The 24,909-nt window shown below is 71.1% G+C and carries 19 protein-coding genes; 6 read left to right on the top strand and 13 right to left on the bottom strand.

The window, feature by feature from the left end:
- Positions 1-110 precede the first annotated feature (110 nt).
- Positions 111-410: a YciI family protein gene (locus ACGTNF_RS10715; protein WP_394601708.1), complete on the top strand. Its 300-nt coding sequence runs from the start codon at positions 111-113 to the stop codon at positions 408-410.
- 226 nt (positions 411-636) lie between these two features.
- Complete coding sequence (mnmC, locus tag ACGTNF_RS10710) at positions 637-2,718, top strand: bifunctional tRNA (5-methylaminomethyl-2-thiouridine)(34)-methyltransferase MnmC2/FAD-dependent 5-carboxymethylaminomethyl-2-thiouridine(34) oxidoreductase MnmC1 (RefSeq protein WP_394601707.1); 2,082 nt, start codon at positions 637-639, stop codon at positions 2,716-2,718.
- Positions 2,719-2,775: 57 nt separating this feature from the next.
- Here the strand turns inward: mnmC and ACGTNF_RS10705 are convergent, their stop codons facing one another.
- Complete coding sequence (locus tag ACGTNF_RS10705) at positions 2,776-3,684, bottom strand: LysR substrate-binding domain-containing protein (RefSeq protein WP_016853540.1); 909 nt, start codon at positions 3,682-3,684, stop codon at positions 2,776-2,778.
- Between the two features lie 108 nt (positions 3,685-3,792).
- Here ACGTNF_RS10705 and ACGTNF_RS10700 point away from each other — a divergent pair, with 108 nt between their 5' ends.
- Together ACGTNF_RS10700 and ACGTNF_RS10695 are read left to right on the top strand one after the other, a co-directional pair.
- Positions 3,793-4,935, top strand: coding sequence for a TauD/TfdA family dioxygenase (locus ACGTNF_RS10700; RefSeq protein ID WP_394601706.1), 1,143 nt, complete (start codon positions 3,793-3,795; stop codon positions 4,933-4,935).
- Positions 4,932-5,522 (top strand): HD domain-containing protein, encoded by a 591-nt coding sequence (locus tag ACGTNF_RS10695; protein ID WP_394601705.1) that lies wholly within the window; start codon positions 4,932-4,934, stop codon positions 5,520-5,522. Before ACGTNF_RS10700 ends, ACGTNF_RS10695 begins: the two co-directional genes overlap by 4 nt.
- A gap of 30 nt (positions 5,523-5,552) precedes the next feature.
- Here ACGTNF_RS10695 and ACGTNF_RS10690 read toward each other — a convergent pair whose 3' ends face one another.
- Positions 5,553-7,103 (bottom strand): DHA2 family efflux MFS transporter permease subunit, encoded by a 1,551-nt coding sequence (locus ACGTNF_RS10690; RefSeq protein WP_394601704.1) that lies wholly within the window; start codon positions 7,101-7,103, stop codon positions 5,553-5,555.
- Positions 7,100-8,278, bottom strand: coding sequence for an HlyD family secretion protein (locus ACGTNF_RS10685; RefSeq protein ID WP_394601703.1), 1,179 nt, complete (start codon positions 8,276-8,278; stop codon positions 7,100-7,102). The genes ACGTNF_RS10690 and ACGTNF_RS10685 overlap by 4 nt, the downstream gene beginning before the upstream one ends.
- Positions 8,279-8,402: 124 nt before the next feature.
- On the opposite strand from ACGTNF_RS10685, the gene ACGTNF_RS10680 reads away from it, so the two are divergent.
- The gene (locus ACGTNF_RS10680) at positions 8,403-9,041 is read left to right on the top strand and encodes a TetR/AcrR family transcriptional regulator (RefSeq protein ID WP_394601702.1); all 639 of its coding nucleotides are present in this window, start codon (positions 8,403-8,405) and stop codon (positions 9,039-9,041) included.
- A gap of 4 nt (positions 9,042-9,045) precedes the next feature.
- Here the strand turns inward: ACGTNF_RS10680 and ACGTNF_RS10675 are convergent, their stop codons facing one another.
- Positions 9,046-9,765, bottom strand: coding sequence for a response regulator (locus ACGTNF_RS10675; protein WP_394601701.1), 720 nt, complete (start codon positions 9,763-9,765; stop codon positions 9,046-9,048).
- Between the two features lie 25 nt (positions 9,766-9,790).
- Complete coding sequence (locus ACGTNF_RS10670; RefSeq protein WP_394601699.1) at positions 9,791-11,431, bottom strand: ATP-binding protein; 1,641 nt, start codon at positions 11,429-11,431, stop codon at positions 9,791-9,793.
- Between the two features lie 272 nt (positions 11,432-11,703).
- On the opposite strand from ACGTNF_RS10670, the gene ACGTNF_RS10665 reads away from it, so the two are divergent.
- Entirely contained in the window at positions 11,704-13,017 is a 1,314-nt protein-coding gene (locus ACGTNF_RS10665) for a 2-hydroxycarboxylate transporter family protein (RefSeq protein ID WP_394601698.1), read from the top strand.
- 100 nt (positions 13,018-13,117) lie between these two features.
- Here ACGTNF_RS10665 and ACGTNF_RS10660 read toward each other — a convergent pair whose 3' ends face one another.
- The 8 genes from ACGTNF_RS10660 to ACGTNF_RS10625 all read right to left on the bottom strand — a co-directional run bounded on the left by ACGTNF_RS10660 (position 13,118) and on the right by ACGTNF_RS10625 (position 24,908).
- Positions 13,118-13,390 carry a YheU family protein gene (locus ACGTNF_RS10660; RefSeq protein ID WP_016853531.1) on the bottom strand — a complete coding sequence of 91 codons (273 nt, stop codon included), beginning with the start codon at positions 13,388-13,390 and terminating at the stop codon, positions 13,118-13,120.
- Positions 13,387-15,453 (bottom strand): NAD-dependent DNA ligase LigA, encoded by a 2,067-nt coding sequence (ligA, locus tag ACGTNF_RS10655; protein ID WP_394601697.1) that lies wholly within the window; start codon positions 15,451-15,453, stop codon positions 13,387-13,389. Before ligA ends, ACGTNF_RS10660 begins: the two co-directional genes overlap by 4 nt.
- Before the next feature lie 130 nt (positions 15,454-15,583).
- Positions 15,584-16,984 carry a cell division protein ZipA gene (gene zipA / locus ACGTNF_RS10650; protein WP_394601696.1) on the bottom strand — a complete coding sequence of 467 codons (1,401 nt, stop codon included), beginning with the start codon at positions 16,982-16,984 and terminating at the stop codon, positions 15,584-15,586.
- Between the two features lie 226 nt (positions 16,985-17,210).
- A complete protein-coding gene (gene smc / locus ACGTNF_RS10645) occupies positions 17,211-20,705 on the bottom strand; it encodes a chromosome segregation protein SMC (RefSeq protein WP_394601695.1) in 3,495 nt (1,164 codons plus the stop codon).
- A gap of 3 nt (positions 20,706-20,708) precedes the next feature.
- Positions 20,709-21,938 carry a c-type cytochrome biogenesis protein CcmI gene (ccmI, locus tag ACGTNF_RS10640; protein ID WP_394601693.1) on the bottom strand — a complete coding sequence of 410 codons (1,230 nt, stop codon included), beginning with the start codon at positions 21,936-21,938 and terminating at the stop codon, positions 20,709-20,711.
- Positions 21,935-22,402, bottom strand: a complete 468-nt coding sequence (locus tag ACGTNF_RS10635; protein ID WP_016853526.1) for a cytochrome c-type biogenesis protein — start codon at positions 22,400-22,402, stop codon at positions 21,935-21,937. The genes ccmI and ACGTNF_RS10635 overlap by 4 nt, the downstream gene beginning before the upstream one ends.
- Positions 22,390-22,920, bottom strand: coding sequence for a DsbE family thiol:disulfide interchange protein (locus ACGTNF_RS10630; RefSeq protein WP_394601692.1), 531 nt, complete (start codon positions 22,918-22,920; stop codon positions 22,390-22,392). The genes ACGTNF_RS10635 and ACGTNF_RS10630 overlap by 13 nt, the downstream gene beginning before the upstream one ends.
- Positions 22,917-24,908: a heme lyase CcmF/NrfE family subunit gene (locus ACGTNF_RS10625; protein ID WP_394601691.1), complete on the bottom strand. Its 1,992-nt coding sequence runs from the start codon at positions 24,906-24,908 to the stop codon at positions 22,917-22,919. The genes ACGTNF_RS10630 and ACGTNF_RS10625 overlap by 4 nt, the downstream gene beginning before the upstream one ends.
- Position 24,909 lies beyond the last annotated feature (1 nt).

Here is a 24,909-nt window from a genome sequence, read left to right as displayed (position 1 = left end):
GGGCAGGTGTCTTTGACAGAATAGACGCCCATGGTGCTCGCCCGACCCACCCCGGTCAACCGAGCCACTCGCTCCCGCGGCGCGAGCCGCTCAGCCGAGGATATTCCGAGATGCTCTACGCCATCATCAGTGAAGATGTGAACGACAGCCTGGAACGGCGCCTGGCCGCCCGCCCCGATCATCTGGCTCGCCTCGAGCAGCTGCGCGACGAGGGCCGCCTGGTACTGGCCGGTCCCCATCCCGCCATGGACAGCGAAGACCCGGGCGAAGCCGGCTTCAGCGGCAGCCTGGTGGTCGCCGAGTTCGACGACCTGGACAGCGCCCAGGCCTGGGCCGACGCCGATCCCTACATCATCGCCGGCGTCTACGCCCAGGTGACGGTGAAGCCCTTCAAGAAAGCCCTGCCCTAGGGCGAACCGCCTTGACCACGAAGCGAGCCGGCGGCAGCTGTCGCCGGCTCGCTTTTTGTGTCCCCGGGAAACGGCCGCGAAGCCACTTGTCAACAGGGGCTTTCCCCACAGCTTCTGTGGATAACATTGTTGAAACGCCGCGGAGTCCTTGCGCCAGCCCGGTCGTAAAGGCGCCGCGGCGAAATCGATCATTTTTTGACCAGCCGATTCACGTCCGGAGCCGATCTTGACCGCCGCCCCCGATCATCTGCCGCCGCTGGCCGGCCTGGAGAGTGCCCGCCTCGACTGGCGCCAGGACGACAGCGGCGAGAGCGCCCCTCACTCCAGCGCCTTCGACGACGTCTATTTCTCGCGCCATGACGGCCGCGCCGAGACCGAGCACGTCTTCCTGGCCGCCAATCGCCTGCCCGAGCGCTTCCGGGAGTGGCAGGCGACGCGCCCCTTCGTCATCGGCGAAACCGGCTTCGGCACCGGGCTCAACATGCTCTGCGCCTGGGCCTGCTTCGACGCCCACGCCCCGGCCGGCGCCCGGCTCCACCTGGTCTCCACCGAGAAGTTTCCGCTCGACCGCGATGACCTGGCCCGGGCGCTCGCCGCCTGGCCGGACCTGGCCGAGCGCGCCGCCGCGCTGGTGGCCCAGTGGCCGGAGCCGGTGGCCGGCGTGCATCGCCTGTGGCTCGACCGGCGCGTGACCCTGGACCTGCACTTCGGCGACACCACCGAGCGCCTGGCGCTGCTCGACGGCGCCGTGGACGCCTGGTTCCTGGACGGCTTCGCGCCGTCGAAGAATCCCGAGATGTGGCACGACGCGCTGTTCGCCGCCATGGCCGCGCGCTCGCGCCCGGGCGCCACCTTCGCCACCTTCACCTGCGCCGGGGTGGTCAAGCGCGGCCTCAGGGCCGCCGGCTTCGCCTGGCGCAAGGTGCCGGGCTTCGGCCGCAAGCGCGAGATGCTGGCCGGCGAGATCGAGACGCCCCCGGCGGACGAACGCCGCCGCGCCACGCCCTGGTTCACGCCGCCCGCGGCCCGACCGGCCCGCCGCGTGGCGGTGATCGGCGCCGGGCTCGCCGGCACCACCGTGGCCGCCGCCCTGGCCCGTCGCGGCGTGGCGGTGACGCTGATCGACCGCGAGGGCCCCGGCGCCGGCGCCTCGGGCAACGCCCAGGGCGCGCTCTACGTGAAGCTCGCCGCCGACACCAACCTGCAGAGCCGCGCCTACCTGGCCGGGCTGCTGCATGCCCGACGCTGGCTCGAGGCGCTGGACCCGGACCAGACGCTGTGGTCGCCCGGCGGCGTGCTGCAGCTGGCCACCGGCGAGCGCGAGGCGCGCCGCCAGGCCCGTTTCCTGGCCAACCATCCGCTGCCGGCGAGCGTGGTGCGCGGCGTCGACGCCGAGGAAGCCGGCCGGCTCGCCGGGCTCGAGCTGCCCCACGGCGGGCTCGGCCTATCCCACGGCGGGCTCGACTATCCCTTGGCCGGCTGGGTGCGTCCGGATGCGCTGTGCCGCCGGCTGGCGGCGAGCGACGGCGTGAGCGCCGTCCGGGGCGAGGTGCGCGGGCTCTCGCCCATCGCGGGGGACGACGAGAACGGCGGCTGGCGGCTGACGCTGTCAGGCGACGATGGCGGGGGTAAAAACGAAGAGCACACGCTTGAGGTCGATCAGGTGGTGATCGCCGCGGCGACCGCCTCCAACGGCTTCGATCAGACCGCCGCCCTGCCCCTGCAGCCGGTGCGCGGGCAGATCTCGCGGCTGACGCTGCCGCCAGGCGCCCCCGCGCCGGCGCGGGTGGTGTGCGCCGGCGGCTACGCCATGCCGCCGCTGAACGGCCAACTGACCTTCGGCGCCAGCTTCGCGCCCAACGACGCCGACGCCACCGCCCGCGAGGCCGATCACGCCTTCAACCTCGAGGAGCTCGAGCGCACCCTGCCCGGCTATCCCGCCGCGCTGGCCGAGGCCGGCGCCGATCTCTCGCCGGCGGCGCTGGGCGGGCGCGCCGCGGTGCGCGCGGCGAGCCCCGACAAGTCGCCCTACGCCGGCCCGGTGCCCGACGCCGAGGCCTGGCGCCACGACTATGCCGCCATGGCCAAGGACGCCACCCGGATCCCGGCGACGCCGGGCCGCCATCACCCGGGGCTGTGGATCAGCACCGCCCATGGCTCCCGCGGCCTTTCCAGCGCGCCGCTCACCGCCGAGCTGATCGCCTCGCGCCTCTGCGACGAACCGCTGCCGCTGGAGGCACCGCTGGCCGACCATCTGCATCCCGGGCGACGCGTGATCCGCGACCTGATCAGGGGCCAGGGGCGCTGACACGGTGGCGCCCGCCGCGGCCTGGCGCCGCGGTCACGCCAGGGCAAGGCGTGCGGCCTAGGCCGGCTCGCGGCGCTCGATCTCCGCGGTCACCCAGCGAATGATCTCGCCGATCAGGGCGCTGTGGGCATAGCGGGTGCGCAGGATATAGCCGTGGCTCTCGCGGCGGATCGGCGGCGCCAGCGGGATCAGGCTACCGTCTCCGAGCGCCTCCTCGACCAGCAGATCCCAGCCAAGCGCGATGCCCTTGCCGGCCTGGGCCGCATTGATCAGCAGCGGATAGTTGTTGTAGCGGAACACCGCCCCCTCTTCCTCGAACGGCACCCCCGCCAGCGCACACCACTCGCGCCAGTCGATCCAGCGCGAATTGCGCTCGTCCATGTGCAGCAGCGGCAGCGCCATCCAGCGTTCCGGGCCATCCCCCGCCTCGATCCCGTGCGCGGCGGCGAAGGCGGGGCTGCAGACCGGAAACACCTCCTCGGGGGTGAAGAGATCGCCCGGCTCGCTCTCGCGATCGCAGTGGATGGCGATATCGGCCAGGTGATCCTGATCGTCCCGGTCGACCGCCAGCACCTCGATGTCCACCCGGGGGAAGGCCGCCTCGAGCCGGGCGAGCCTGGGCAGCAGCCACAGGTGGGCGAAGCCGAAGTTGGCGGCGATCAGCACCCGGGGCCGGGTCGAGCGCGCCCGCGCCCGCAGCTCGCGGGTGGCGCCGGTGAGGCGCTTGAGCGCCGGCGCGATCTCGTCGTAGTAGCGCAGCGCCTCCCGGGTCGGCGCCAGGCCGGCGCCGCTGCGTTCGAAGAGCACCAGCCCCACCTGGCCCTCGAGGCCGCGGATGCGCTGGGAGATCGCCGGCTGGGTGGCGCCCAGGGCCCTGGCCGCCGCGGTCAGCGAGCCGAGGCGCAGGGTGGTTTCGAAGGCGATCAACGCCTTGAGGCTGGGCAGTGCGTCGTCGGTGTCGGCCATAAGGCAACTCTATGGGAGGCATAAGATGGGCGCGCCTACCTGGCGCCTGGCCGATGCGTAGAATGCCGGCCCACACGTTTCGTCAGGGCCAAGATGATGTCAGACCCCATGTTTCACGTCCAAGAATCCCCCGCCAAGGTCTTCGCCACCGATGCCTCCGGCACCCGCACCGAGCTGCCGGCCCTGTGGCTTCGCGAGCGCTGCCAGGAACCGGAGAGCCTCGACGGCCCCACCCAGCAGCGGCTGTTCAACCCGCACCGGCTCGACCCGGAGCTGACCCTGGTGGCGGCCGAGCACCTCGGCGGCCACTGGGCGCGGCTGACCTTCAGCGACGGCCACAGCGGGCGCTATGACCTGCGCCACTTCGCCGACGACTTCGATCACGAGGACGGCCTGCCCACCCCGCGGCCCTGGACCAGCGACATCGACTTCGCCTCCATCACCCGCGACTGGCAGACGCTCTCGGATCGCGACGCCTTCCGCGAGGCGCTCGAGACCTACCTGCGCCACGGGGTGATCATCCTCAGGAACGTGCCCACCGACGGCGCGCGCCTGGTCGAGGTCGGCGAGACCTTCGGCCACGTGCGCTCGACCAACTTCGGCAAGTACTTTGAGGTCTGCTCGCGCCCCGAGTCCAACGACCTGGCCTATCGCAGCGTGCCGCTGGCGCCGCATACCGACAATCCCTATCGCGACCCGGTCCCCGGTATCCAGCTGCTGCACTGCCTGACCAACGAGACCACCGGAGGCCTGTCGACGCTGGTCGACAGCCTGGCCGTCGCCGAGCGGCTGCGCGCCGAGGACCCGGAGGGCTATCGCCTGCTGGCCACCGTGCCGGTGCGCTTCCGCTTCATCGACGACGGGGTCGAGCTGATCGAGCGCCGGCCGATGATCCACCTCGATGCCATGGGCAAGATGGACGGCGTGCACTACAGTCCGCGCCTGGACTACCTGCCGCTGATGGACGAGCACAGCACCAAGGCGTTTCACCGCGCCCGCCGCCGCCTCGGCGAGCTGTTCTCCCACCCGGACTACGAGATCCAGTTCCCGCTGGGCGACGGCGAGCTGATGATGTTCGACAACAACCGGGTGCTGCACGGCCGCACCTCCTACGACCAGAACGAGGGCTTCCGCCACCTGCAGGGCTGCTACATCGACCGTGACGGCCCCACCGGCCACTACCGGGCGATCGTCAAGCAGGAGCGCGCCCAACAAGCCACCGCGACCAACGAGAGCGTGACCGCCGCATGACTACCGTATCGTTCACCCAGATGAAGGACGGCACCAAGGCCGACTACGAGCTGCTCGGCGAGCTCGAGGAACGCTTCGTCGAGGCGCTGCCCGAACGCATCCTCGAGGCCCTCAAGGCGCTGGAGAACACCCTCTCAGGCTACCGGGTCTCGCGGCTCGAGCACGTGCTGCAGTCCGCCACCCGCGCCGAGGACGACGGCGAGGACGAGGAGATGATCGTGGCGGCGCTGATCCACGACCTCGGCGACGACCTGGCGCCCCACAACCACTCCCAGTACGCCGCCTCGATCATCCGCCCCTACGTGCGGGCCGAGGTGACCTGGATCATCGAGCACCACGGGCTGTTCCAGAACTACTACTACATCCACCACTTCGGCGGCGACCCGCTGGAGCGGGACCGCTACGAGGGCCATCCCTGGTACCAGCGCTGCGTCGACTTCTGCGAGCGCTGGGATCAGGCCTCCTTCGATCCGGACTACCCGACCCGGTCGCTCGAGCACTTCGCGCCCATGGTGCGGCGCATCTTCAGCCGCCCGGCCTTCGACCCGTCGGTCGTCGGCGACGAGAGCGCCCGCCACCACCTGTGAGGCGAGACGCTCGCCGCCGTCATTCGCCCCTCAGGCCTCGATCCGCCGCAGCAGGAACACCAGCGGCACGCTGAGCAGGTAGATCGCGCCCATCCACAGGAAGATGTCGTTGAAGGCCAGCACCTGGGCCTGCTCCATCACCCGCCGCGACAGCATGCCGATCGCGGCCTGGTGGGCATCGGGCACCGAGCCGGCGAGCATCGCCTCGTAGCGGGCGATCTCGGCGATCACCACCTCGCGACCGGTGTCGATGGCCGGGATCAGCTGGTTCCAGTGGAAGTCCTCGCGCACGTCGCGCACGGTGTCGATCAGCGCCAGCCCGATGGCGCCGCCGAGGTTGCGCATCACGTTGAACAGCCCGCTGGCGTTGCCCACCTCGGCGGGCGGCAGGGTGCCGAGCGCGATGCGCGAGGCCGGGATGATGCACAGGATCAGCCCCATGCCGCGCACCACCTGGGGCAGGAAGAACTGCCAGAAGCCCGACTCCACGGTCAGGTTGGCGTTCATCATGGTGCCGATGCCGACCAGCAGCAGGCCGAGAAACAGCAGCCCGCGCAGGTCGAGGTGGTTGGAGAGCTGGCCGGCCACCGGCGCGCACAGGAACATCGTCAGCCCGGTGACGAACATCACCTGGCCGATCTGCAGGCTCGAGAAGTGGCGCACGTAGCCGAAGAACAGCGGCATCAGATAGACCAGCCCGTAGAGCGCGATGCCGAGGATGAAGCCCATGCCGGCGCCGATGGCGAAGTTGCGGTTGGCGAAGGCGCGCAGGTCGACGATCGGATGGTCGCTTCGCAGCGTGCGGGCGAAGAACCACACCCCAGCCGCGGCGCAGATCAGCGACATGGCCAGGATCAGGTCGCTGGCCCACCAGTCGTCGCCCGGCCCTTCCTCGAGCACGAACTCCAACGAGCCCAGAAACACCGCGATCAGCACCAGGCCGATCAAATCCAGGCGCTTCGCCAGCGCGTGGTTGGCGCGGTCGATGTCGAGGAAGGTCCAGGCCGCCCAGCACACCAGCACGCCGGGCACCACGTTGGCCAGGAACAGCCAGTGCCAGCTCAGCGACTCGGTGACGAAGCCGCCCACCGTGGGCCCGATCGAGGGCGCCATGGTCACCACCATGCCGATCACCGCCTGCACGCTGCCCATCACCCGGCGCGGGAAGATCGAGAAGCTCACCGCCTGGGTGATCGGGATCATCGCCCCGCCGGCGAAGCCCTGGATGGCGCGCAGCACGATCAGCTGCTCGATGGAGCCCGCCAGCGCGCAGCCGAGGCTCGCCAGGGTGAAGCCGGCGCAGGAGAGCGTGAAGGCGACCCGGGTCGAGAGGATGCGCATCAGCAGGCCCGACAGCGGGATCATCACGATCTCGGCGATCAGGTAGGAGGTCTGCACCCAGGAGATCTGGTCCTCGCTGGCCGAGAGCCCCGACTGGATCTCGTTGAGCGAGCTGGCGACGATCTGGATGTCGAGGATCGCCATGAACATGCCGAACACCGCGGCGATGAAGCCGATCCGCTGCGGCCAGGGCGGCAGGTCATCGGGGCGCGCCTCGGCGCCGGCCGCCACCTCGCTCACGAGCCGCTCCCGGCCTGGGCCACCTCGCTGGCATCGGCGACTCGCGGCTCGCGTTCAGCCCGCTGGGCAGGCTCGGGATCAAGCTCGCGGGTATCGACGCCGGGCACCGCCGAGAGGCCGGCGCGCAGCCGCGGCAGCGCGTCCTCGGGGCCGACGACGCGAATCTTCACCGGCACCCGCTGGACGATCTTGTTGAAGTTGCCGGTGGCGTTGTCCTGGGGCAGCAGGCTGAACTCGGTGCCGGTGGCCGGCGCCAGGCTGTCGACCACGCCCTCATAGGTCACGTCCGGATAGGCGTCGAGGCCCACCTCGACCGGCTGGCCGACGCGCATCCGCGCAAGCTGCGTCTCCTTGAAGTTGGCGATCACGTAGGCCGACTCGATCGGCACCAGCTGCAGCAGCGTCAGCGACGGCTGCGCCAGGGTGCCGGCCTCCACGGTGAGGTTGCCGACCACGCCGGCGCGGGGCGCGCGCAGGAGGGTCTTGTCGAGCTGATGGCGGGCATAGGCGAGGTCCGCGGCCGCGGCGTCGCGGTTGGCCTCGGCCTGACCGACCTCGGATTCCGCCACCGCCAGCTGGCGACGCGCCGACACCAGCGCCGCCTCGCTCTCGGCGAGATTGGCGCGGGCGACGCGCAGCGCGGCCTGGTCGTCCTCGCGCTGCTGACGGGAGCCGTACTGGCTGGCCGCCAGCGACGAGGAGCGCTCGAGGTGCTGGCGGGCCTGGTCGACGTCGGCCTCGGCCGCGTCGCGCTGCGCCCGGGCCTGGTCGATGGCGGCCTGCTGCAGCTCTACCTTACGTTGCGCCTGGGTCAGCGAGGCCACCGCCACGGCCTGCTGGGCCTCGGCCTGATGCACCCGATCCCGATGGCTCTCGTCGTCCAGGCGCACCAGCAGCTCGCCCCGCTCGACGTGCTGGTTGTCGTCCACCAGCACCTCGGCGACCCGCGCCGAGAGCTCGGCGCGCACCGCCACGCTGTCGGTGCGCACGTAGGCGTTATCGGTCTCCTCGACGAAGCGCCCGACCTGCCACCAGCCGATCGCCCACCAGATCAGCGCCGCCAGCGCGACGAGCGCTACCAGCCCGGCCACGACCCGCCCCCGCGAGCGGCGCGCGCCGCCGCCCTCGCTGCCGGCCTCGCCGGCGTTCGCGACCTGCTTGTCCTCGGCTGCCATGACGCCTCCTGATGGGTGGGCAAATCGCAAGTGTAATGAATGCTACACTACATGACCACCAGCGCCGTGCATCACGGCTGCGATACCATGCGCCCGTCTCCCCGACACTCGTTCCGGAGTCACGATGTCCCGCCACGCACCCGACAACGCCGATACCTCCCTCACGCCACGCGGCGTGGCCCGTCGCGAACGGCTGCTCGACGCCGCCCGCGACGTCTTCCTCGAGCAGGGCTATGCCGCGGCCAGCGTCAACGAGGTGGTGACGCGGGCCGGCGGCTCGCTGGCCACGCTGTACAAGCAGTTCGGCAACAAGGAGGGGCTGTTCACCGCGGCCATGGAGCGCCACATCGCCACCGCCTGGGAGGTGCTGGAGGCCGGGCAGCGCGACCGTCAGGCCCCGGAAGAGGTGCTGTTCGAACTCGGCCGGCGCATGCTGACGCTGGTGCTGCAGCCCGGCGTGATCCGCCTGGTGCGGGGGCTGGCCTTCGAGGCCGAGCGGGTGCCCGAGCTCGGCGAACTGTTCCTGACCCGCGGCCCCGACCGTACCCGCGCGACGCTGGCCGACTACCTGGCCGACCAGGTCGCACGCGGCCGGCTGACCCTCGAGGACCCGCGCGAGGCGGCCGGCCTGTTCATGGGCATGCTGCTCGGCGAGTGGCACTTCGACGCCCTGCTCGGGCGTCCGATGGCGCTCGATGCATCGCAGCGCGAGGCCCGCGCGCGCCGCTGCGTGGAGGTCTTCCTGGCCGGGACCTCGGCCTGAACCGTCAGGCCGAGGCGGCCAGCGCCTGCAGCGCGCCCCGGTCGAGGCAGCGGTAGGTGAAGGACGGGCGACCCACCTGGCCGTAGTGGAAGGACTCGTCGAGCAGCTCGACCTCGGCCAGATACTTCAGGTACTTGCGCACCGAGACCCGCGACATGGCGGTGGCGGGCAGCAGCGCCTCGGTGCTGAAGGTTTCCTCGTCCAGGGCCAGGATCGCCGCGGCCACCCGGGCCAGCGTCGGCACGGTCAGGCCCTTGGGCAGGTCGCCCGGGCGGCGTGGCGTGGCCGGCGTCACGGGCTGGAACAGCTTGTCGATATCGCGCTGTTCCACCTCGCCGGGCAGCTCGGCCAGCGCATCGCGGGCCTGGCGACAGGCCAGCACGGCGTCGCGGAAGCGCTCGAAGGCGAACGGCTTGACCAGGTAGTCGCTGACGCCCAGCCGCCACGCCTCGCGCACCGTGTCGAGCTCCGAGGCGGCGGTGATCAGCACCACCCCCGCGTCGCGGCCGCTGCGCTGCAGGTAGCGGGCCACCTCCAGGCCGCTACGGTTGCGCAGGTAGACGTCGAGCAGCACCAGGTCCACGTCTTCGCGCTCGAGCACCTCCAGCGCCGCCGGCACGCTCTCGCACTGGGCGACCAGCCGCATGTCGTCCAGCCGGTTGAGGTACTCGACGTTGAGGCGCATGACCATGGGGTCATCCTCGACGATCAGCACGCGCATCATGTCTCTCCCTCGCCACTCTTGCCCATCATTCGCTTTCCGCATCGCTCTCGTGTTGCTGCCCGAGGGGCAGTTCGACCTCGAACAGGGTGCCACGCCCCGCCTCGCTGTAGACCGCCAGGCGGCCGCCGGCGGCCTCGACCCGCTCACGCACCGCGGCGAGCCCCAGGCCGCGCCGCTCGCCCTTGGTGGACACGCCGGCCTCGAACACCCGCTCGCGGATGTCCGGGTCGATGCCGCCGCCGGTGTCCTGGACGTGCAGGGCGACCAGCGCCTCGTCCGCCTCGACGGTCAGCGTCACTCGCCGCTCGTCGCGCCCCTCGACCGCATCGAAGGCGTTCTCCAGCAGGTTGCCGAGCACCGTGACCAGGGTGTGGGCCAGCGTCGCCCCGCCGAGCTCGGGCATCGGCGTCTCGAGACGCACCTCGAGTCCCACGCCCCGCTCCCGGGCCTCGCTGCGCTTGCCGAGCAGGAAGCCGGCCATCACCGGATCGGCCACGTCTTCCACCACGGCCATGCCCGGCGCCAGGCGATGATCGGCCAGTTCGTCCAGGTAGCCGCGCAGACTATCGAGATCGCCCATCTGCGCCAAGCCCAGCATCACGTGACGCTGGTTCTTGAACTCGTGAGTGGCGGCGCGCAGCGCCTCGGCGTAGCGGCTGACCCCGGTGAGCTGCTCGGCCAGGGCGTTGACCTCGCTCTTGTCGCGAAAGGTGGCGATGGCGCCGATCGTCCGTCCGCGATGGCGGATCGGCAGGCGATTGGCGAGCACCACCTGGCCGTTGAGGTTGAGATCGAGCTCACGGTCGAGCGCCTGCCCCTCGTGCTCGCCGCCATCCAGCACCTCGGGCAGGCCGCTGTGCGGCAGGTAGTCGACCACCGACGCCCCCGGCGTCGGCTCGCCCAGCCCGGCCTCGGCCAGTAGCCGCCGGGCGGCCGGATTGACCAGGGTGATGCGCGCCTCCCGGTCCACCGCCAGGATGCCCTCGTGCACCGACGCCAGCATCGCCTGACGCTCCTCGACCAGCCGCGCGATCTGGTGCGGTTCGAGGCCCAGCAGCACGCGCTTGATGGTGCGTGACAGCCAGCGCGCCGCCAGCCCACCGATGATCATCAGCGCCAGCACGCCGAGGATCACGCCGCGTCGGTTGTCGGCCAGCAGCGGCGCCAGCGAGGTCAGGGTCACGCCCACCGAGACCGCACCGACCACCTCGCCGTCGCCGGCCGTCACCGGGGCGAAGCCGCGGATGCTGGTGCCCAGGGTGCCCACGGCCCGGGAGTGATAGGTCTCGCCGGCCAGCGCCCGCCCCTCGTCGCCGCCCTGGAAGTACCGGCCGATGCGCGCGGGGTCCGGATGGGTCAGGCGGATCGCGCCGGCATCCATCACCACGATGAAATCGACGCCGAGCTCGCGCCTCAGGCCGTCGATGCGCGCCTGCAGGGCGCCATCGTCGACGGGCGCCCCGAGGCGTTCGTGGAGTGCCGTCTGCACCTCCGGATCGGCGGCGAGCGTCCGCGCCAGATCGGTGACCCGAGTGGCCTGGGCCTCCTCCAGGGTATCGCGCAGCTGGACGGTGAACAGCCACAAGGCGAGCCCCAGCGAGAGCACCACCATCACCGCGACCAGCAGCGAGATCCAGGTATTCAGGCGCAGACGAAGACGAGGCATGGCGGGGGGCTCCAGAGACATCGGGCGAAGGGAATGGTTGGCCGGGATTCGACCTTGGTGGCATTCCCTACACGGCGCCGGTGTGCCGTCAAGAAGGCCGTCGTTTTCAATAGTTTCAGAACGCTTTAACAACTTGCGCAAGCTTGGCGCCAGAGATAGCGCGCCTATGCTCGTCGCCAGCCCTGCGTCCTGGCGACCGAGCCGCCCGGGCGAGATTCGAACAACGCTGTCCCGCGCGGCTCGCGCGAGGCCGTTCCCCAAGGTGAGCTCCCATGAGTCAATCTCTGACGGACACCGTCGCGACACCGTCCGCGTCGCCCAGCGCCTGGCTCGCCCAGCGCATCTTCGGCATGCCGCTGCCGTTCTTCGCCCTCGCCCTGGCGGTGATGGCGGCGGCGATCGCCACCGACAGCCTGCCCACCGGCATGATCGGCGCCCTGCTGGTGATGATGCTGCTCGGCGAGCTGATGGGCTTCATCGGCGACCGCCTGCCGGTCGTCAAGACCTACCTCGGCGGCGGCGCCATCCTGGCGATCTTCGGCGCGGCCGCGATGGTCTACCTGGAGTGGCTGCCCGCCCCGGTGGTCGACAACGTCACCGCCTTCATGAAGGGCGGCGGCTTCCTCAACTTCTACATCGCCGCGCTGATCACCGGCAGCATCCTCGGCATGGACTCCAGGGTGCTGATCAAGGTCGGCTCGCGCTACGCGCTGCCGCTGTGCTGCGCGGTGCTCGGCGCCTCCCTGTTCGCCGTGGCCATGGGCGCGCTGCTCGGCTTCTCCGCCCAGGACGCGGTGGTCGTCATCGCCATGCCGATCCTCGGCGGCGGCATGGGCGCCGGCGCGGTGCCGATGAGCCAGATCTACGAGCAGCTGCTGGGCCAGCCGGCCAGCTACTATATCTCGATCCTGGTGCCGGCCCTGGCGCTGGGCAACGTCTTCGCGATCATCATCGCCGGCCTGCTCAACGGCCTGGGCAAGCGCTTCCCGGGGCTGACCGGCAATGGCCAGATGATGCCCGGCGTCGACGTCGAGGAGCCCGAGCACACTCTGGACCTCGGCAAGCTGGGCGTGGGCATCGTCGCCGCCCTGATGCTGTTCACCGCCGGCCAGATCCTCGGCACCGTCATCCCGCTGCACCCCTACGCGCTGATGATCGTGCTGGTCGCGACCCTCAAGGTGCTCGACGTGCTGCCGGAATCGATCAACGAATCGGCCGCCCAGTGGTTCCAGTTCGTCGCCCGCAACTGGACCTTCGCCCTGCTGTTCGGCATCGGCATCGCCTACACCGACCTCGGCCAGGTGATCGACGCCATCTCCGTGACCTACGTGCTGATCGTGTTCGCCGTGGTCGCCGGAGCGGCCTTCGGCGCCGGCCTGGTCGGCAAGCTGGTGGGCTTCTACCCCATCGAGTCGGCGATCACCGCCGGCCTGTGCATGGCCAACATGGGTGGCACCGGTGACGTGGCGGTGCTGTCCGCGGCGCGCCGCATGTCGCTGATGCCGTTCGCGCAGATCTCTTCGCGGCTGGGCGGCGCCTTGATCCTGCTGATCTCGAGCGTCGTCGTGCCGCTGCTGTTCGCCTGAGGCGAGCCCGCCACCGACGCAAACGGCGCCCCTCGGGGCGCCGTTTCTGTTTCGAGGCCATGTTCGAAACGTCGGCGAGCGCGGGCAGCGTCTATCCGGCCTAGCCCTCTTCCTCATCGTCGGCCAGATCCCGCCCGAAGGCCCGCCACTGGGCCAGGGTCATCACCTCGGTGGTCTCGGTGCGCAGGTCATGGGCGATGATCAGCTCGCCGCGCTCCAGCTGGCGGCGCAGCTCGCCGACCCAGCCGCTCATGCCCTCGCCGGTGTCGGTGGTGTCGTAGCCCTGGCGCGTGACGAAGGCCTCCAGCAGGCCGTCCAGGGTCTCCCCCGGCAGCATGCGATAGGGCACTTCGACGAAACGGTCTCCGCTCATGCGTCGTTCTCCTGCGTGTCCTGTGGTGTCTGGCCGCTTTCCCAGCTCGCGAGGCGCTCGATGAAGGTCGCCTCGTCGATCACCTCGACGCCGAGCTGCTCGGCCTTGGTCAGCTTGCTGCCGGCGGCCTCGCCGGCCACCAGGCAGGCGGTCTTCTTCGACACGCTGCCCGATACCTTGGCCCCCAGCGCCTGCAGGCGCGCCTTGCCCTGGTCGCGGGTCATGGCCTCCATGGTGCCGGTGAGCACCCAGGTCTGGCCCTCCAGCGGCGTGGGGCCGGCCTCGACCTCGGCCTCCTCCCAGTGCAGCCCGGCGTCCAGCAGCGCCTGGATCGTCTCGCGATTGTGCGGCTGCTGGAAGAAGGTGTGCACGTGGGCGGCGACGATGGGACCGACGTCGTCCACCGCCTCCAGCGCCTCGCGACCGGCAGCCATCAGCGCCTCGAGGGTGCCGAAGTGGCGCGCCAGGTTGGCGGCGGTGGCCTCGCCCACCTCGCGGATACCGAGCGCGTAGATGAAGCGCGCAAGCGTGGTCGCCTTGGCCTTCTCCAGCGCCGCCACCAGGTTCTCGGAGGACTTCTCTCCCATGCGCGGCAGCGTGGCCAGGCGCTCGGCCTCGAGGCCGAACAGGTCCGCCGGCGTCTTCACCCAGTCGCGCTCCACCAGCCCGTCGATCAGCTTCTCGCCGAGGCCCTCGATGTCCAGCGCCCGGCGGCTGGCGAAGTGCTTGAGCGCCTCCTTGCGCTGGGCGGCGCAGTAGAGCCCGCCCGAGCAGCGCGCCACGGCCTCGTCCTCGAGGCGCTCGACCTGCGAATCGCACACCGGGCAGCGCTCGGGGAAGACGATCTCGCGGGCGTCCTCGGGGCGCTCGTCGAGCTGGACGCGCACCACCTGGGGAATGACGTCGCCGGCCCGGCGCACGGCCACGGTGTCGCCGATCATCACCCCGAGGCGCGCGATCTCGTCGGCGTTGTGCAGGGTGGCGTTGGAGACCGTGACGCCGGCCACCGAGACCGGCGCCAGGCGCGCCACCGGGGTGATGGCGCCGGTGCGGCCGACCTGGAACTCGACGTCGTTGAGCCGCGTGATCTGCTCCTGGGCGGGGAACTTGAAGGCGATCGCCCAGCGCGGCGCCCGGGCCACGAAGCCCAGCTCGCGTTGCAGGCGCAGGTCGTCGACCTTGATCACCGCGCCGTCGATGTCGTAACCGAGGCCATCGCGCTTCTCGCCGAGGCGGCGGCAGTAGTCGATGATGCCCGCCGCGCCCTGCACCACCTCGAGCTCGGCGCTGGTGCGAAAGCCGAGCCCGGCGAGGCGTGCCATCAGCTGGCTGTGGCTGGCATCACCGGCATCGGGCTCGATGCGCGCCACCTGGTAGGCGCTGAACTCCAGCGGGCGGGTCGCGGTGACGCGCGGGTCGAGCTGGCGCAGGCTGCCGGCGGCGGCGTTGCGCGGGTTGGCGAAGACCTTGGTGTCCTCGGCGCGGGCCCGCTCGTTCATGGCCTCGAAGGCGTCGTGGCGCATGGTGACCTCGCCGCGCACCTCGAGCAGCTCGGGCCCGGCCTCGCCGCGCAGCTTCAGCGGGACCGACCTCAGGGTCCGCAGGTTGGAGGTGATGCCCTCGCCGGAGCGGCCGTCGCCCCGGGTCACGCCGGCGGAAAGCTCGCCGTTCTCATAGACCAGCGACACGGCGGCGCCGTCGAGCTTGGGCTCGCAGCAGAAGGCCAGGCTGTCGGGGTCGGTCTCCAGGCGATCGGCGACCCGCCTGGCGAAGGCCGAAAGCTCGTCCTCGTCGAAGGCGTTGTCCAGCGACAGCATCGGCACCGCGTGCGAGATCTCGGGAAAGCCCTCCGCGGGCGCGGCACCGACCCGCTGGGTCGGCGAGTCCGGCGTCACCAGTTCGGGATGCTCGGCCTCGATCTCCTGCAGGCGGCGCAGCCGACGATCGTAGTCGGCGTCGGTCATGCGCGGCTCGTCGAGCACGTAGTAGCGATAGTTGGCGTCCTCGAGCTCGGCGCGCAGACGCGCCGCCTCGTCCTGAATCGCGGGGTCGGGCTGGGTCATGGGAATGTCTGGTTCTCGATCGATAGCGAGGGCCTCGTCGCGCGAGGCCGGGTGGCGCTAGCTTACCAAAGCAACGCCCCCCGACGGGATACCGTCGGGGGGCGTCTGGGGGCCGCGTGGCAGGCGAGGGTCAGTTGACCTGGCGATGCAGGCGATGACGCCGCTCGAACTCCTGCACCCGCTGGCGGGCGAACTCGACGGTCTGAGCGGTCATCACGCTCATGTTCTCGTCCTTCAGCTCGCCGCCGAGGTGGCGGACGATGACCATGGCGGTCTCGACCATGGCCTCGAAGGCCGCCGAGGTGTCGGTGGCGCTCGGCAGCGGCATCAGCAGGGTGACGCCCGGCGTGGAGAACTCGTCCATGGCCTCGAGGGGGAAGGTGCCCGGCTTGACCACGTTGACCATCGAGAACTGCAGCGCGCTGCCCGGCTCCTCGGTCTCGAAGCGATGGAAGATGTTCATGTCACGGCCGTAGCGCAGGCCACAGGCCATCATCAGCTCGAGCAGGGTGCTGCCGGCGAAGCCGCCCTCGTCGCGGGCCATCACGCTGATCACGATCAGCTCCTCGGCGTCGCCGAGGGCGTCGCGGGCGTGGGCGTCCTGAACGTCGTGACGCAGCGCCTTCTCGAGCACCGGGTGCGTGCGCACCACGTCGTCCCGGGGCGCCTGTTCGGCGGCGTCCTCGGACCACTCGGCCTCGTGACGGGGCGCGAACAGCGGGTCGTTGTCGTCGGCCGCGGCCGCCTGGCGACGCTCGGCCTCCAGGGCCTCCGCCTCGCGCTGACGGCGGGCCGCCTCGTCGGACTCCTGCTGCTGGCGGGCGGCCTGCTCGCGGCGTGCCTGCTCGGCCTTTTCGGCTTTCTCGGCCTTCTCGGCCCTCTCCTGCTCGCGGCGCGCCTTCTTCTGGTCGCGCCGCTCGGAGATGCCCTTCTGCAGCGAGGCGCCGAAGCGCTGCACCGAGGAGCCGACCCGCCGGGAGCCGCTCTTCAGCGAATCGCCCATGCCCTCGAGGTCGACCAGGCGATAGTGCTCCTCGTCGTAGCCGTCGTGGTCGGCCGGATCGGCGACCAGTGGCTCGGCGGCCGCTTCCTGCCGGTCGGCGTCACCGAGGGAAGGCTCGCGGCGCTCGGGCTCGGCGCTCGCTGCCGGCTCGGGCCGACGCGAAGAAGAAGCGGGCGCCGCCTCCGTCGGCTCGGGCGACGACGCCTCGCCCTGCTGGCGGCGGAATTCCGACAGCACGCGGGACGGGCCGGGATGGTCCTGGCGTTCGAGCTTGGGCTTGGCTTTCACGCCCTGCTCTTCCGCAGGCCTGATGACGCGCGCCCCTCCATTAGGCAGTTCCCAGTTGAGTTCCGCCTCCCGTGCCGCCGCCTCGGGATCGTCTTCGACGTTCTCAACCGTCGGGGCATCCTGTCCGGCCTGGTCAAGGCGCGGCACGCTGCGCTGGCGCTGCAGGCGACGCACGCCGTCGATGACGATGAGCGTCACCAGTGCCAGTCCCAGTATGATCAGCCACTCTCTAAGTTCCATGGGTCGTCATGCCTTTTTGCTAAGGCGCCATGCCTGATGGTTTCCGTGAACAGCATAGCGCGATTGCCCAAAAAAGGACCAACAATTTTGATTGTCAAGCCGGCTTTTTTGTGGCCGGACTTGCATCGGTCCTGTGCAATCGCCCTTCAAGAATCCCTTCGTCACCATGCGGTGCTATCTCGCTTTTGTTCCTTGTTAACCCGTTTGCCCATGGCGTTCAAGTCTGTCATGCCTCGGCCAGGGCCGCTGCCTCATCGACCCCGACCGCTACCAGGCGTGACACCCCGGGCTCCTGCATGGTCACCCCCATGAGACGTTCGGAGGCTTCCATGGCGATCTTGTTGTGGGTGATGTAGATGAACTGCACCGACTCCGACATCTCCTTCACCAGCTTGGCATATCGTCCGACATTCGCATCATCGAGTGGTGCATCGACCTCGTCGAGCATGCAAAAGGGGGCCGGATTGAGCTGGAAGATCGCGAATACCATGGACAACGCGGTCAGCGCCTTTTCTCCCCCGGAGAGCAGATGAATGGTGCTGTTCTTCTTGCCGGGGGGGCGCGCCATGATGGCCACCCCGGTCTCCAGCAAATCGTCGCCGGTCAGGGTCAACCATGCGGTTCCGCCACCGAAGACCTTGGGGAAAAGCGTCTGCAGACCGGTGTTGACCCGCTCGAAGGTGTCGCGGAAGCGGGTCCGCGTTTCCTGATCGATGCGCCGGATCGCCCGGTCGAGGGTCTCCAGCGCCTCGCTGAGCTCGCGGTGCTGGGCCTCCAGATAGTCGCGCCGCTCGGCCTGCTGGTCGTACTCCTCGATGGCCGCCAGGTTGATGGCGCCCAGCCGACGGATACGCTCGCCGACCTCCTCGAGGCGGGTCTGCCAGGCCGATTCGGTGGCGTTGGGATCGAGCCCCTCGGTCAGCGCCTCGGCGTCGTGGCCCAGTTCCTTGAGCTGCTCGTCCTGGGTCTCGGCCTTGAGCGCCAGCGCCTGGACCTGCATCCGCGCCTCCTGCAGCCGTTCGCGGATGCCCTCGAGCTGGCGCTCGTGGCCCTGGCGCGCCTGCTCGTCCTCGCGCAGCCGCTCCACCAGCTCGGCGGCCCGTGAGCGTGCCGCGTTGAGCTCACGCTCCTCGCGCTCGCGGCGGTGCAGCAGCTCCTCGAGGCGTTCGCGGCGCTCCTCGTCGGGCTCGTGCAGCCCCTCGCGGGCCTCCTCTAGCTCGGCGCAGCGCAGCTCGAGGCGCTCCCGGGCCTCGCCGGCGCGGCCCTGCTGCTCGGCCAGGCCGGCCCGCTCGGTGGTCAGCCGCTGATGCTCCAGCGCCAGCCGCTGCGACTGCTCGGCCAGCGGCCGCTGCTGGCTGCGCAGCTGGGTCAGCCGCTCGCGGGCCTCGTGACGCGCCCGCTCCAGACGCTCGCGGGTCTCGGCGCCGCGCTCCAGGCGCTCCATGGCCGCCTGCCAGTGCTCGCGGGTCTCCTCGATGGCCAGCCGCGTCTCCTCGGCCGACTCGGCCAGCCCCTCGAGCTCCTCGGCGAGCTCGCCGGCCCGCCCCTGGAGATGCTCGAGACGGCTGGCCAGGCCGCTGTCCTGCACCGCCAGCTGCTGGCGCTGCTGATCGAGGTCGCGCTCCTCGAGCCGCACCGCCTCGAGGCGCTCCTCGGCCTTGTCCACTCGCTCGCTGGCCTCGGCCAGACGCGTTTCCTGGGCCTCGAGGCGCTCCTCCACGGCGGCGAGCTCCTCGCGCACCTCGGCCTCGCGGCGACGGCTGACCAGCAGCGCATCCGGACCCTCGTCCTGGCCGCGGTGGCGCGCCCAGCCGTCGCCGACCCACAGCCCGCAGGCGGTGATCAGGCTCTCACCGGCCCTCAGGCCATCGCGCTCGGCCCAGGCCTGCTCGCGGCTGTCCACGCAACGCACGCCGGCGAGCCACTGGGCCGCGGCGCCGGCGCCGCTGACCCGGGCGGCCAGGCTGCCGGCCGGTGCCTCGCGCTCGGCGTCCTCGAGCAGCCCCAGCTCCGGGGCCAGCTCGGAAGACAGCACGCTATCGCCCTCGGACAGCGGCGCCAGACGGGCGCGCAGCCAGGGCGCCAGCACCCAGGACACGACGTCTTCCCAGCCGCCCTCGACCTCGAGGCGCTCGCCGAGGCGCGGCGCCTCGGCCAGGCCCCGGGCCGCCAGGTGCGCATCGAGGGTCTCGTCGTGATCGGCCAGGGCGGCCTGGATCAGCGCCTCGAGCGAGGCCAGCTCGCCCTGCAGGGTGCTGCGCCGCTGGCGGTCGGTCTCGCGGGCGGCCTCGGCCTCGCGCACCGCCTCCCGGGCGGTGTCGCGCTCGGCCTGCCACTGCTCGCGCTGCGCCTCGCGCCCGGCCAGGCGCTCCTCGAGCTCGGCCAGGCGCTCGGCGACCTCGCCGCGCTGGGCCTCGAGGCCGGCGATGTCGGGCAGCTCCTCGCGCTGCTGGCGGCGCTTGCGGGCGTCGCCCTCGAGGCGCTCCAGGGTCGCCTCCTGCTCGCGCAGGCGGTCCTGGGCGCGCTCGGCCTCGCGGGTATCGGCCTGCCAGGTCTCGCCGAAGGCCTCCCAGTCGGCGTCGGCCTGCTCGGCCAGCGGCTCGGCCTCCTCGAGGGCAGCCTCCAGCTCGGCCAGGCGCTCGGCGACCTCTTCCTGTTCAGGCCCCAGAGTCTCGAGGCGCTCGTCGAGGCGCATCAGGCGCTCGCCGTCGTCCTCGCCGAGGCGGTCGAGGTCGGCCAGCTCGCGGCGGGCGGCCTCCAGGTCCTGGGCCAGCTGCTGGTCCCGGGAGCGGGTGTGCTCCAGGTCCTGCTCGAGCCGGGCGATGGCGGTGGTCGTCTCGTGGAAGCGGTTCTGGTAGCCCTCGAGCTCCGAGGCCAGGCGATCGTGCTCGGCGCGGGCCTCCTCGAGGCGCGTCTCGCACTGCCTGAGGCCCAGCACCTCGCGCTCCACCGAGGTCTCGAGCTCGCGCACGCGGCTCTCCTCCTCGCCCTGGCTGGCGCGCAGGGCGCGGCCTCGCAGCAGCGCCAGCTCGCCCTTGAGCCGGTACTCCTCCTGCTTGAGGGTCTGGTAGCGGCGCGCCGCGTCGGCCTGGCGCTTGAGGCGCTCGAGCTGCTTGTCGAGCTCCTCGCGGATGTCCTCCAGGCGCTCCAGATTCTCCTGGGTGCGGCGCATGCGGTTCTCGGTCTCGCGGCGGCGCTCCTTGTACTTGGAGATGCCGGCGGCCTCCTCGAGGGTGGCGCGCAGCTCCTCGGGGCGCGACTCGATCAACCGCGAGATCATGCCCTGGCCGATGATGGCGTAGGAGCGTGGCCCCAGGCCGGTGCCGAGGAACAGGTCGGAGATGTCCCGGCGGCGACACTTCTGGCCGTTGAAGAAGTAGGTGGACTGGGCCTCGCGGGTGACCTGGCGCTTGACCGAGATCTCCGCGTACTGGGCGTAGGGGCCGCCCATGGTGCCGTCGCGGTTGTCGAACAGCAGCTCGATGGAGGCCTGGCCCACCGGCTTGCGGCCGGTGGAGCCGTTGAAGATGACGTCGGTCATCGACTCGCCGCGCAGGGTCTTGGCGGAGGATTCCCCCATGACCCAGCGCACGGCGTCGATGATGTTGGACTTGCCACAGCCATTGGGCCCGACGACGGCGGTCATGTTGCCGTCGAAGGGCACGGTGATGGGGTCGACGAACGACTTGAAGCCCACCAGGCGTATCGACTTCAGTCGCATGCGTTATTCCACGATGGTGTCGATGATCAGTTCTACCGGGTCGCCGCCGTTCTCGCCGACCGCCGCCGGGGCGCGTCGGCCGACGAGATCGCCGGGCCGCGGATCGGCCCGGCCGCTGGCCGAGACCCGTGCCACCAGGCGCACCTCCTCGACCTGGGACAGCCGGGCCATGGGCGCCATGGCGTCGCCGTCGTCGAGGGTCAGGGTGGTCGGCAGCGCGCCCAGCGTGGTACGCGCCACCGCCAGGGGCGGCAGTTCGCCGGCGGTGTCACGGGCCACCACGAACACCGCGGTGTCCGGGGACAGACGATCGGCCAGCTCGGGCGCCAGGCTCAAGCGCACGCGGATGCCCGGTCCCTCGGCGGCCTCGGGCGTCTGCCCCAGGCGGCGCTGGGCGGTGCGGATGCCCTGGCGCAGCGCCTCGGCGGACTCGGCGTCGTTCATGCCGGCGATGGCCCGGCGCCAGCGCTCGATGGCGGTCTCGTAGTCGGCGTTCTCGAAGGCCTCGATGCCGAGCAGGCCGAGCACCGTCGGCTGGGCCGGATCGGCGGCCAGGGCCTCGTCGACCAGCGCCTGCACGTTCGGGGTCAGCTCGCGGCCGGCGGCAAAATACCGCAACTGAGCGAGTTCGGCCAGCAGCCAGGGGCGACGCCCCTCGAGGTCGAGCAGCCGGGTCAGGGCGTGATCGGCCCGATCGACGCGGCCGCTGTCGCGATACAGCGGAAACAGCGAGCGCCAGACGTTGGGGTTGTCGGGCTGGCGCGCGGCCTCGGCCTCCAGGCGCTGGAGCAGTCGGGGCAGCGAGGCCTCGGGGTCGGCCATCACCTGCTGCTGGAGGCGATACAGCGCCAGGTCGCCCTCGGCGCTCTCCCAGCGATACCAGCTGGCGCTGGCCACCACCAGGGCGACCATCGCCAGCGGCACCAGCCAGCGCCCGGCGCGGGCGGGCTTCAGCGGCGAGCGGGCCGAGGTCGCGGTGTCGTCGAGCAGGCTGCGCTCGAGCTCGAGGCGGTCCTCGTCGAAGCGCGCCGCATCGATCTCGCCGCGGTCGCGGGCGGCCTCCAGGGAGGCCAGGCGACGGCGGTAGACGGCGACGTTCTGCCGCTCGGTGCGATCGCTGGCCTCGTCATCGGCCAGGGCACAGGCCACCGCGCCGGCGCGCCGCAGCGGCAGCACCAGCAGCCACAGCGCCGGCACCAGCAGCAGGGCGAAGGCGATCCACAGCGCGATCATCGGTCATCCTCCCGCTCGAGCAGGGCGTCCAGCCGGGCGCGTTCCTCGTCGGAGAGCCGGCCGGCCGAGGCGCGCCGGCGCGCGCGAACCAGCAGCGCCACCAGCAGGCCGCCGCCCAGCACCAGGGCCGCGGGCAGCCCCCACAGCAGCAGGGTGCGGCCCTCGAGGCGCGGGTTGTAGAGCACGTAGTCGCCGAAGCGGCGCACCATGAAGTCGAGGATCTCCTTGTCGGAGCGCCCCGCCTGCAGCTGTTCATGGACGCGCTCGCGCATGTCGCCGGCGATCGGCGAGTCGGAGTCGCCGATGGCCTGGTTCTGGCACTTGGGGCAGCGCAGGGTCGCGGTCAGCGACTCGAAGCGCTCGCGCATCACCGGGTCGTCGAAGTCGCGCACCTCGATGGCGGCCTGCGCCAGGGCCGGCGCCAGCAGCGCCAGCATCAGCAGCGCACGGATCAGTCCTGCCATGTCGCCACCTCCGGCAGGATCACCCGCTCGACGTCCTGGGGCGTGATGTAGCCGGTGTGGTGATAGCGGATCACGCCCTCGGCGTCGACCAGGAAGGTCTCCGGCGCGCCGTAGACGCCGAGGTCGAAGCCCAGGCTGCCCTCGGGATCGAACAGGTTGACCTCGAAGGGGTTGCCGAACTCGGACAGGAACTCGCGGCCCTTCTCGCGGGTGTCCTTGTAGTCGACCCCGACCAGGCGCACGCCGCGGTCGGCCAGCTCGAGCAACTGGGGCATCTCCTGCTTGCAGGTCGGGCACCACTCGCCCCACACGTTGACCAGGGTGACCCGCCCCTTCAGCAGCGATTCATCGAGGGTCCGCTCGGGATCGCTCAGGGCGGTGAGCGTGAAGGCCGGGAAGGGCTCGGCCATCAGCGCCGAGTCGCGCTCGGCGGGATCGATCGACAGTCCGCGGTAGAGGAACACCGCCAGCACCAGGAAGCCGGCCAGCGGCAGCAGCAGCAACAGACGGCGCGTCATGCGTTCACCTCCCGGGCGTGGCGTTCGGGGTCGGGCGCGGTGGCCGCGCGCCGGTAGCGTCGGTCGACCACCGCCAGCACGCCGCCCAGCGCCATCAGCAGCGCGCCCAGCCACAGCCAGCGCACGAAGGGCTTGACCTGGATGCGCAGCGCCCAGCTGCCGTCGCCCAGGTCCTCGCCCATGGCCACGTAGAGATCGCGGAATAACCCGGGGCGCAGCGCCACATCGGTCATCGGCATGCCGCGGGCGATGTAGACGCGCTTCTCCGGGGTCATGGCGAAGCCGCGCTCGCTGTCGCCGCGACGCACCTCGAGGCGCGCCGTGTCGGCGACGAAGTTCGGCCCGCGGCGATGGCCGAGGTCGGTCATGGCGAAGGTGTAGCCGCCCACCTCGACGCTGTCGCCCACCGCCATGCGCACGTTGCGCTCCACGGCGTAGTTCGACACCACGGTGACGCCGACGATGGTCACCGCCAGGCCCAGGTGGCCCAGCACCATGCCCCAGTGGGCCAGCGACAGCCGCCGCAGGCCGGCCAGGCGCCCCTCGCTGTCGCGGCTCTTCGTCCACAGGTCGCGCACCAGCGGCAGCACCACCCACAGCGCCGCCACCAGTCCCAGCGTGACCTTGAGGTTCCACTCGCCGCCGTGGAGCAGCGGCGCCAGCAGGCCGATGACCAGCGCCACGCCGCCGGCGAGCCACACCCGGCGGACCAGCTCGCGGGGCCGGGTGCGCTTCCAGTTGGCCAGCGGGCCGATGCCCATGAACAGGCACAGGATCACCGTCAGCGGCACGAACAGGGCGTTGAAGTAGGGCGGGCCGACGCTGATCTTGCCCAGGTCCAGGGCGTCGAGCAGCAGCGGATAGACGGTGCCGAGCAGCACGGTGACCGTCATGATCACCAGCAGGATGTTGTTGACCAGCAGCAGGGCGTCGCGGGACAGCCAGGTGAAGCCGGCCCGCTGGCTGACCCGGGGGGCGCGCAGCGCGAACAGCAGCAGCGAGGCGCCCACGGTGATGCCCAGCAGCGCCAGGATGAACAGCCCGCGGGAGGGGTCGTTGGCGAAGGCGTGCACCGAGGTCAGCACCCCGGAGCGCACCAGGAAGGTGCCCAGCAGCGACAGCGAGAAGGTGGAGATCGCCAGCAGCACCGTCCAGCTCTTGAAGGCGCCGCGCTTCTCGGTCACCGCCAGCGAGTGGATCAGCGCGGTGCCGGCCAGCCACGGCAGCAGCGAGGCGTTCTCCACCGGGTCCCAGAACCACCAGCCGCCCCAGCCCAGCTCGTAGTAGGCCCACCAGCTGCCCAGCGCGATGCCCACCGAGAGGAAGGCCCAGGCGACGTTGGTCCAGGGCCGCGCCCAGCGGGTCCAGGCGGCGTCCAGGCGGCCGCCGAGCAGCGCCGCGATGGCGAAGGCAAACACCACCGAGAAGCCCACGTAGCCCATGTAGAGCATCGGCGGGTGGATGATCAGGCCGATGTCCTGCAGCAGCGGATTCAGGTCGGCGCCGTCGGCAGGCGGGTTGGGCAGCAGCCGCGCGAAGGGGTTGGAGGTCACCAGCACGAAGGTCAAAAAGCCGGTGGAGACCAGCCCCATCACGCCCAGCACCCGGGCCAGCATGTCGCGGGGCAGCTCGCGGGAGAAGCGGCTGACGGCGAAGGTCCAGACGCCGAGAATCAGGCTCCACAGCAGCACCGAGCCCTCGTGGTTGCCCCACACCGCGCTGGCCTTGTAGTACCAGGGCAGCAGCGAGTTGGAGTTCTCGGCCACGGTGGACACGCTGAAGTCGTCGAGCAGAAAGCTCGCGGTCAGGCAGGCGTAGGCGACGACCAGGAACAGGCACTGGCCGGCGGCCATGGGCCGGGCATAGGCCATCCACAGTGGCCGACGCGTCGCCGCCCCGGCCAGCGGCACGCTGGCCTGCAGGGCGGCCATCAGCAGCGCGATGATCAGCGCGAAGTGGCCGATTTCGGGGATCAGCGGGGTCAGCATG

Origin of the sequence: Halomonas sp. B23F22_10 (assembly GCF_043496975.1) — a bacterium.
Lineage (GTDB): Bacteria > Pseudomonadota > Gammaproteobacteria > Pseudomonadales > Halomonadaceae > Halomonas > Halomonas smyrnensis.
Note: the sequence above shows the minus strand (reverse complement) of the source record. Positions and strands in the feature narration are given on the sequence as shown.

Coding starts and splice junctions, on each gene's coding strand:
- ACGTNF_RS10660 (WP_016853531.1), bottom strand. CDS start 13,390: ATGAGCGGAGACCGTTTCGTCGAAGTGCCCTATCGCATGCTGCCGGGG.
- ACGTNF_RS10670 (WP_394601699.1), bottom strand. CDS start 11,431: ATGCCTCGTCTTCGTCTGCGCCTGAATACCTGGATCTCGCTGCTGGTC.
- ACGTNF_RS10665 (WP_394601698.1), top strand. CDS start 11,704: ATGAGTCAATCTCTGACGGACACCGTCGCGACACCGTCCGCGTCGCCC.
- ccmI (WP_394601693.1), bottom strand. CDS start 21,938: ATGATCGCGCTGTGGATCGCCTTCGCCCTGCTGCTGGTGCCGGCGCTG.
- ACGTNF_RS10705 (WP_016853540.1), bottom strand. CDS start 3,684: ATGGCCGACACCGACGACGCACTGCCCAGCCTCAAGGCGTTGATCGCC.
- ACGTNF_RS10680 (WP_394601702.1), top strand. CDS start 8,403: ATGTCCCGCCACGCACCCGACAACGCCGATACCTCCCTCACGCCACGC.
- ACGTNF_RS10695 (WP_394601705.1), top strand. CDS start 4,932: ATGACTACCGTATCGTTCACCCAGATGAAGGACGGCACCAAGGCCGAC.
- ACGTNF_RS10635 (WP_016853526.1), bottom strand. CDS start 22,402: ATGGCAGGACTGATCCGTGCGCTGCTGATGCTGGCGCTGCTGGCGCCG.
- ACGTNF_RS10715 (WP_394601708.1), top strand. CDS start 111: ATGCTCTACGCCATCATCAGTGAAGATGTGAACGACAGCCTGGAACGG.
- smc (WP_394601695.1), bottom strand. CDS start 20,705: ATGCGACTGAAGTCGATACGCCTGGTGGGCTTCAAGTCGTTCGTCGAC.
- ACGTNF_RS10625 (WP_394601691.1), bottom strand. CDS start 24,908: ATGCTGACCCCGCTGATCCCCGAAATCGGCCACTTCGCGCTGATCATC.
- ligA (WP_394601697.1), bottom strand. CDS start 15,453: ATGACCCAGCCCGACCCCGCGATTCAGGACGAGGCGGCGCGTCTGCGC.
- ACGTNF_RS10685 (WP_394601703.1), bottom strand. CDS start 8,278: ATGGCAGCCGAGGACAAGCAGGTCGCGAACGCCGGCGAGGCCGGCAGC.
- ACGTNF_RS10675 (WP_394601701.1), bottom strand. CDS start 9,765: ATGATGCGCGTGCTGATCGTCGAGGATGACCCCATGGTCATGCGCCTC.
- zipA (WP_394601696.1), bottom strand. CDS start 16,984: ATGGAACTTAGAGAGTGGCTGATCATACTGGGACTGGCACTGGTGACG.
- ACGTNF_RS10630 (WP_394601692.1), bottom strand. CDS start 22,920: ATGACGCGCCGTCTGTTGCTGCTGCTGCCGCTGGCCGGCTTCCTGGTG.
- ACGTNF_RS10700 (WP_394601706.1), top strand. CDS start 3,793: ATGTTTCACGTCCAAGAATCCCCCGCCAAGGTCTTCGCCACCGATGCC.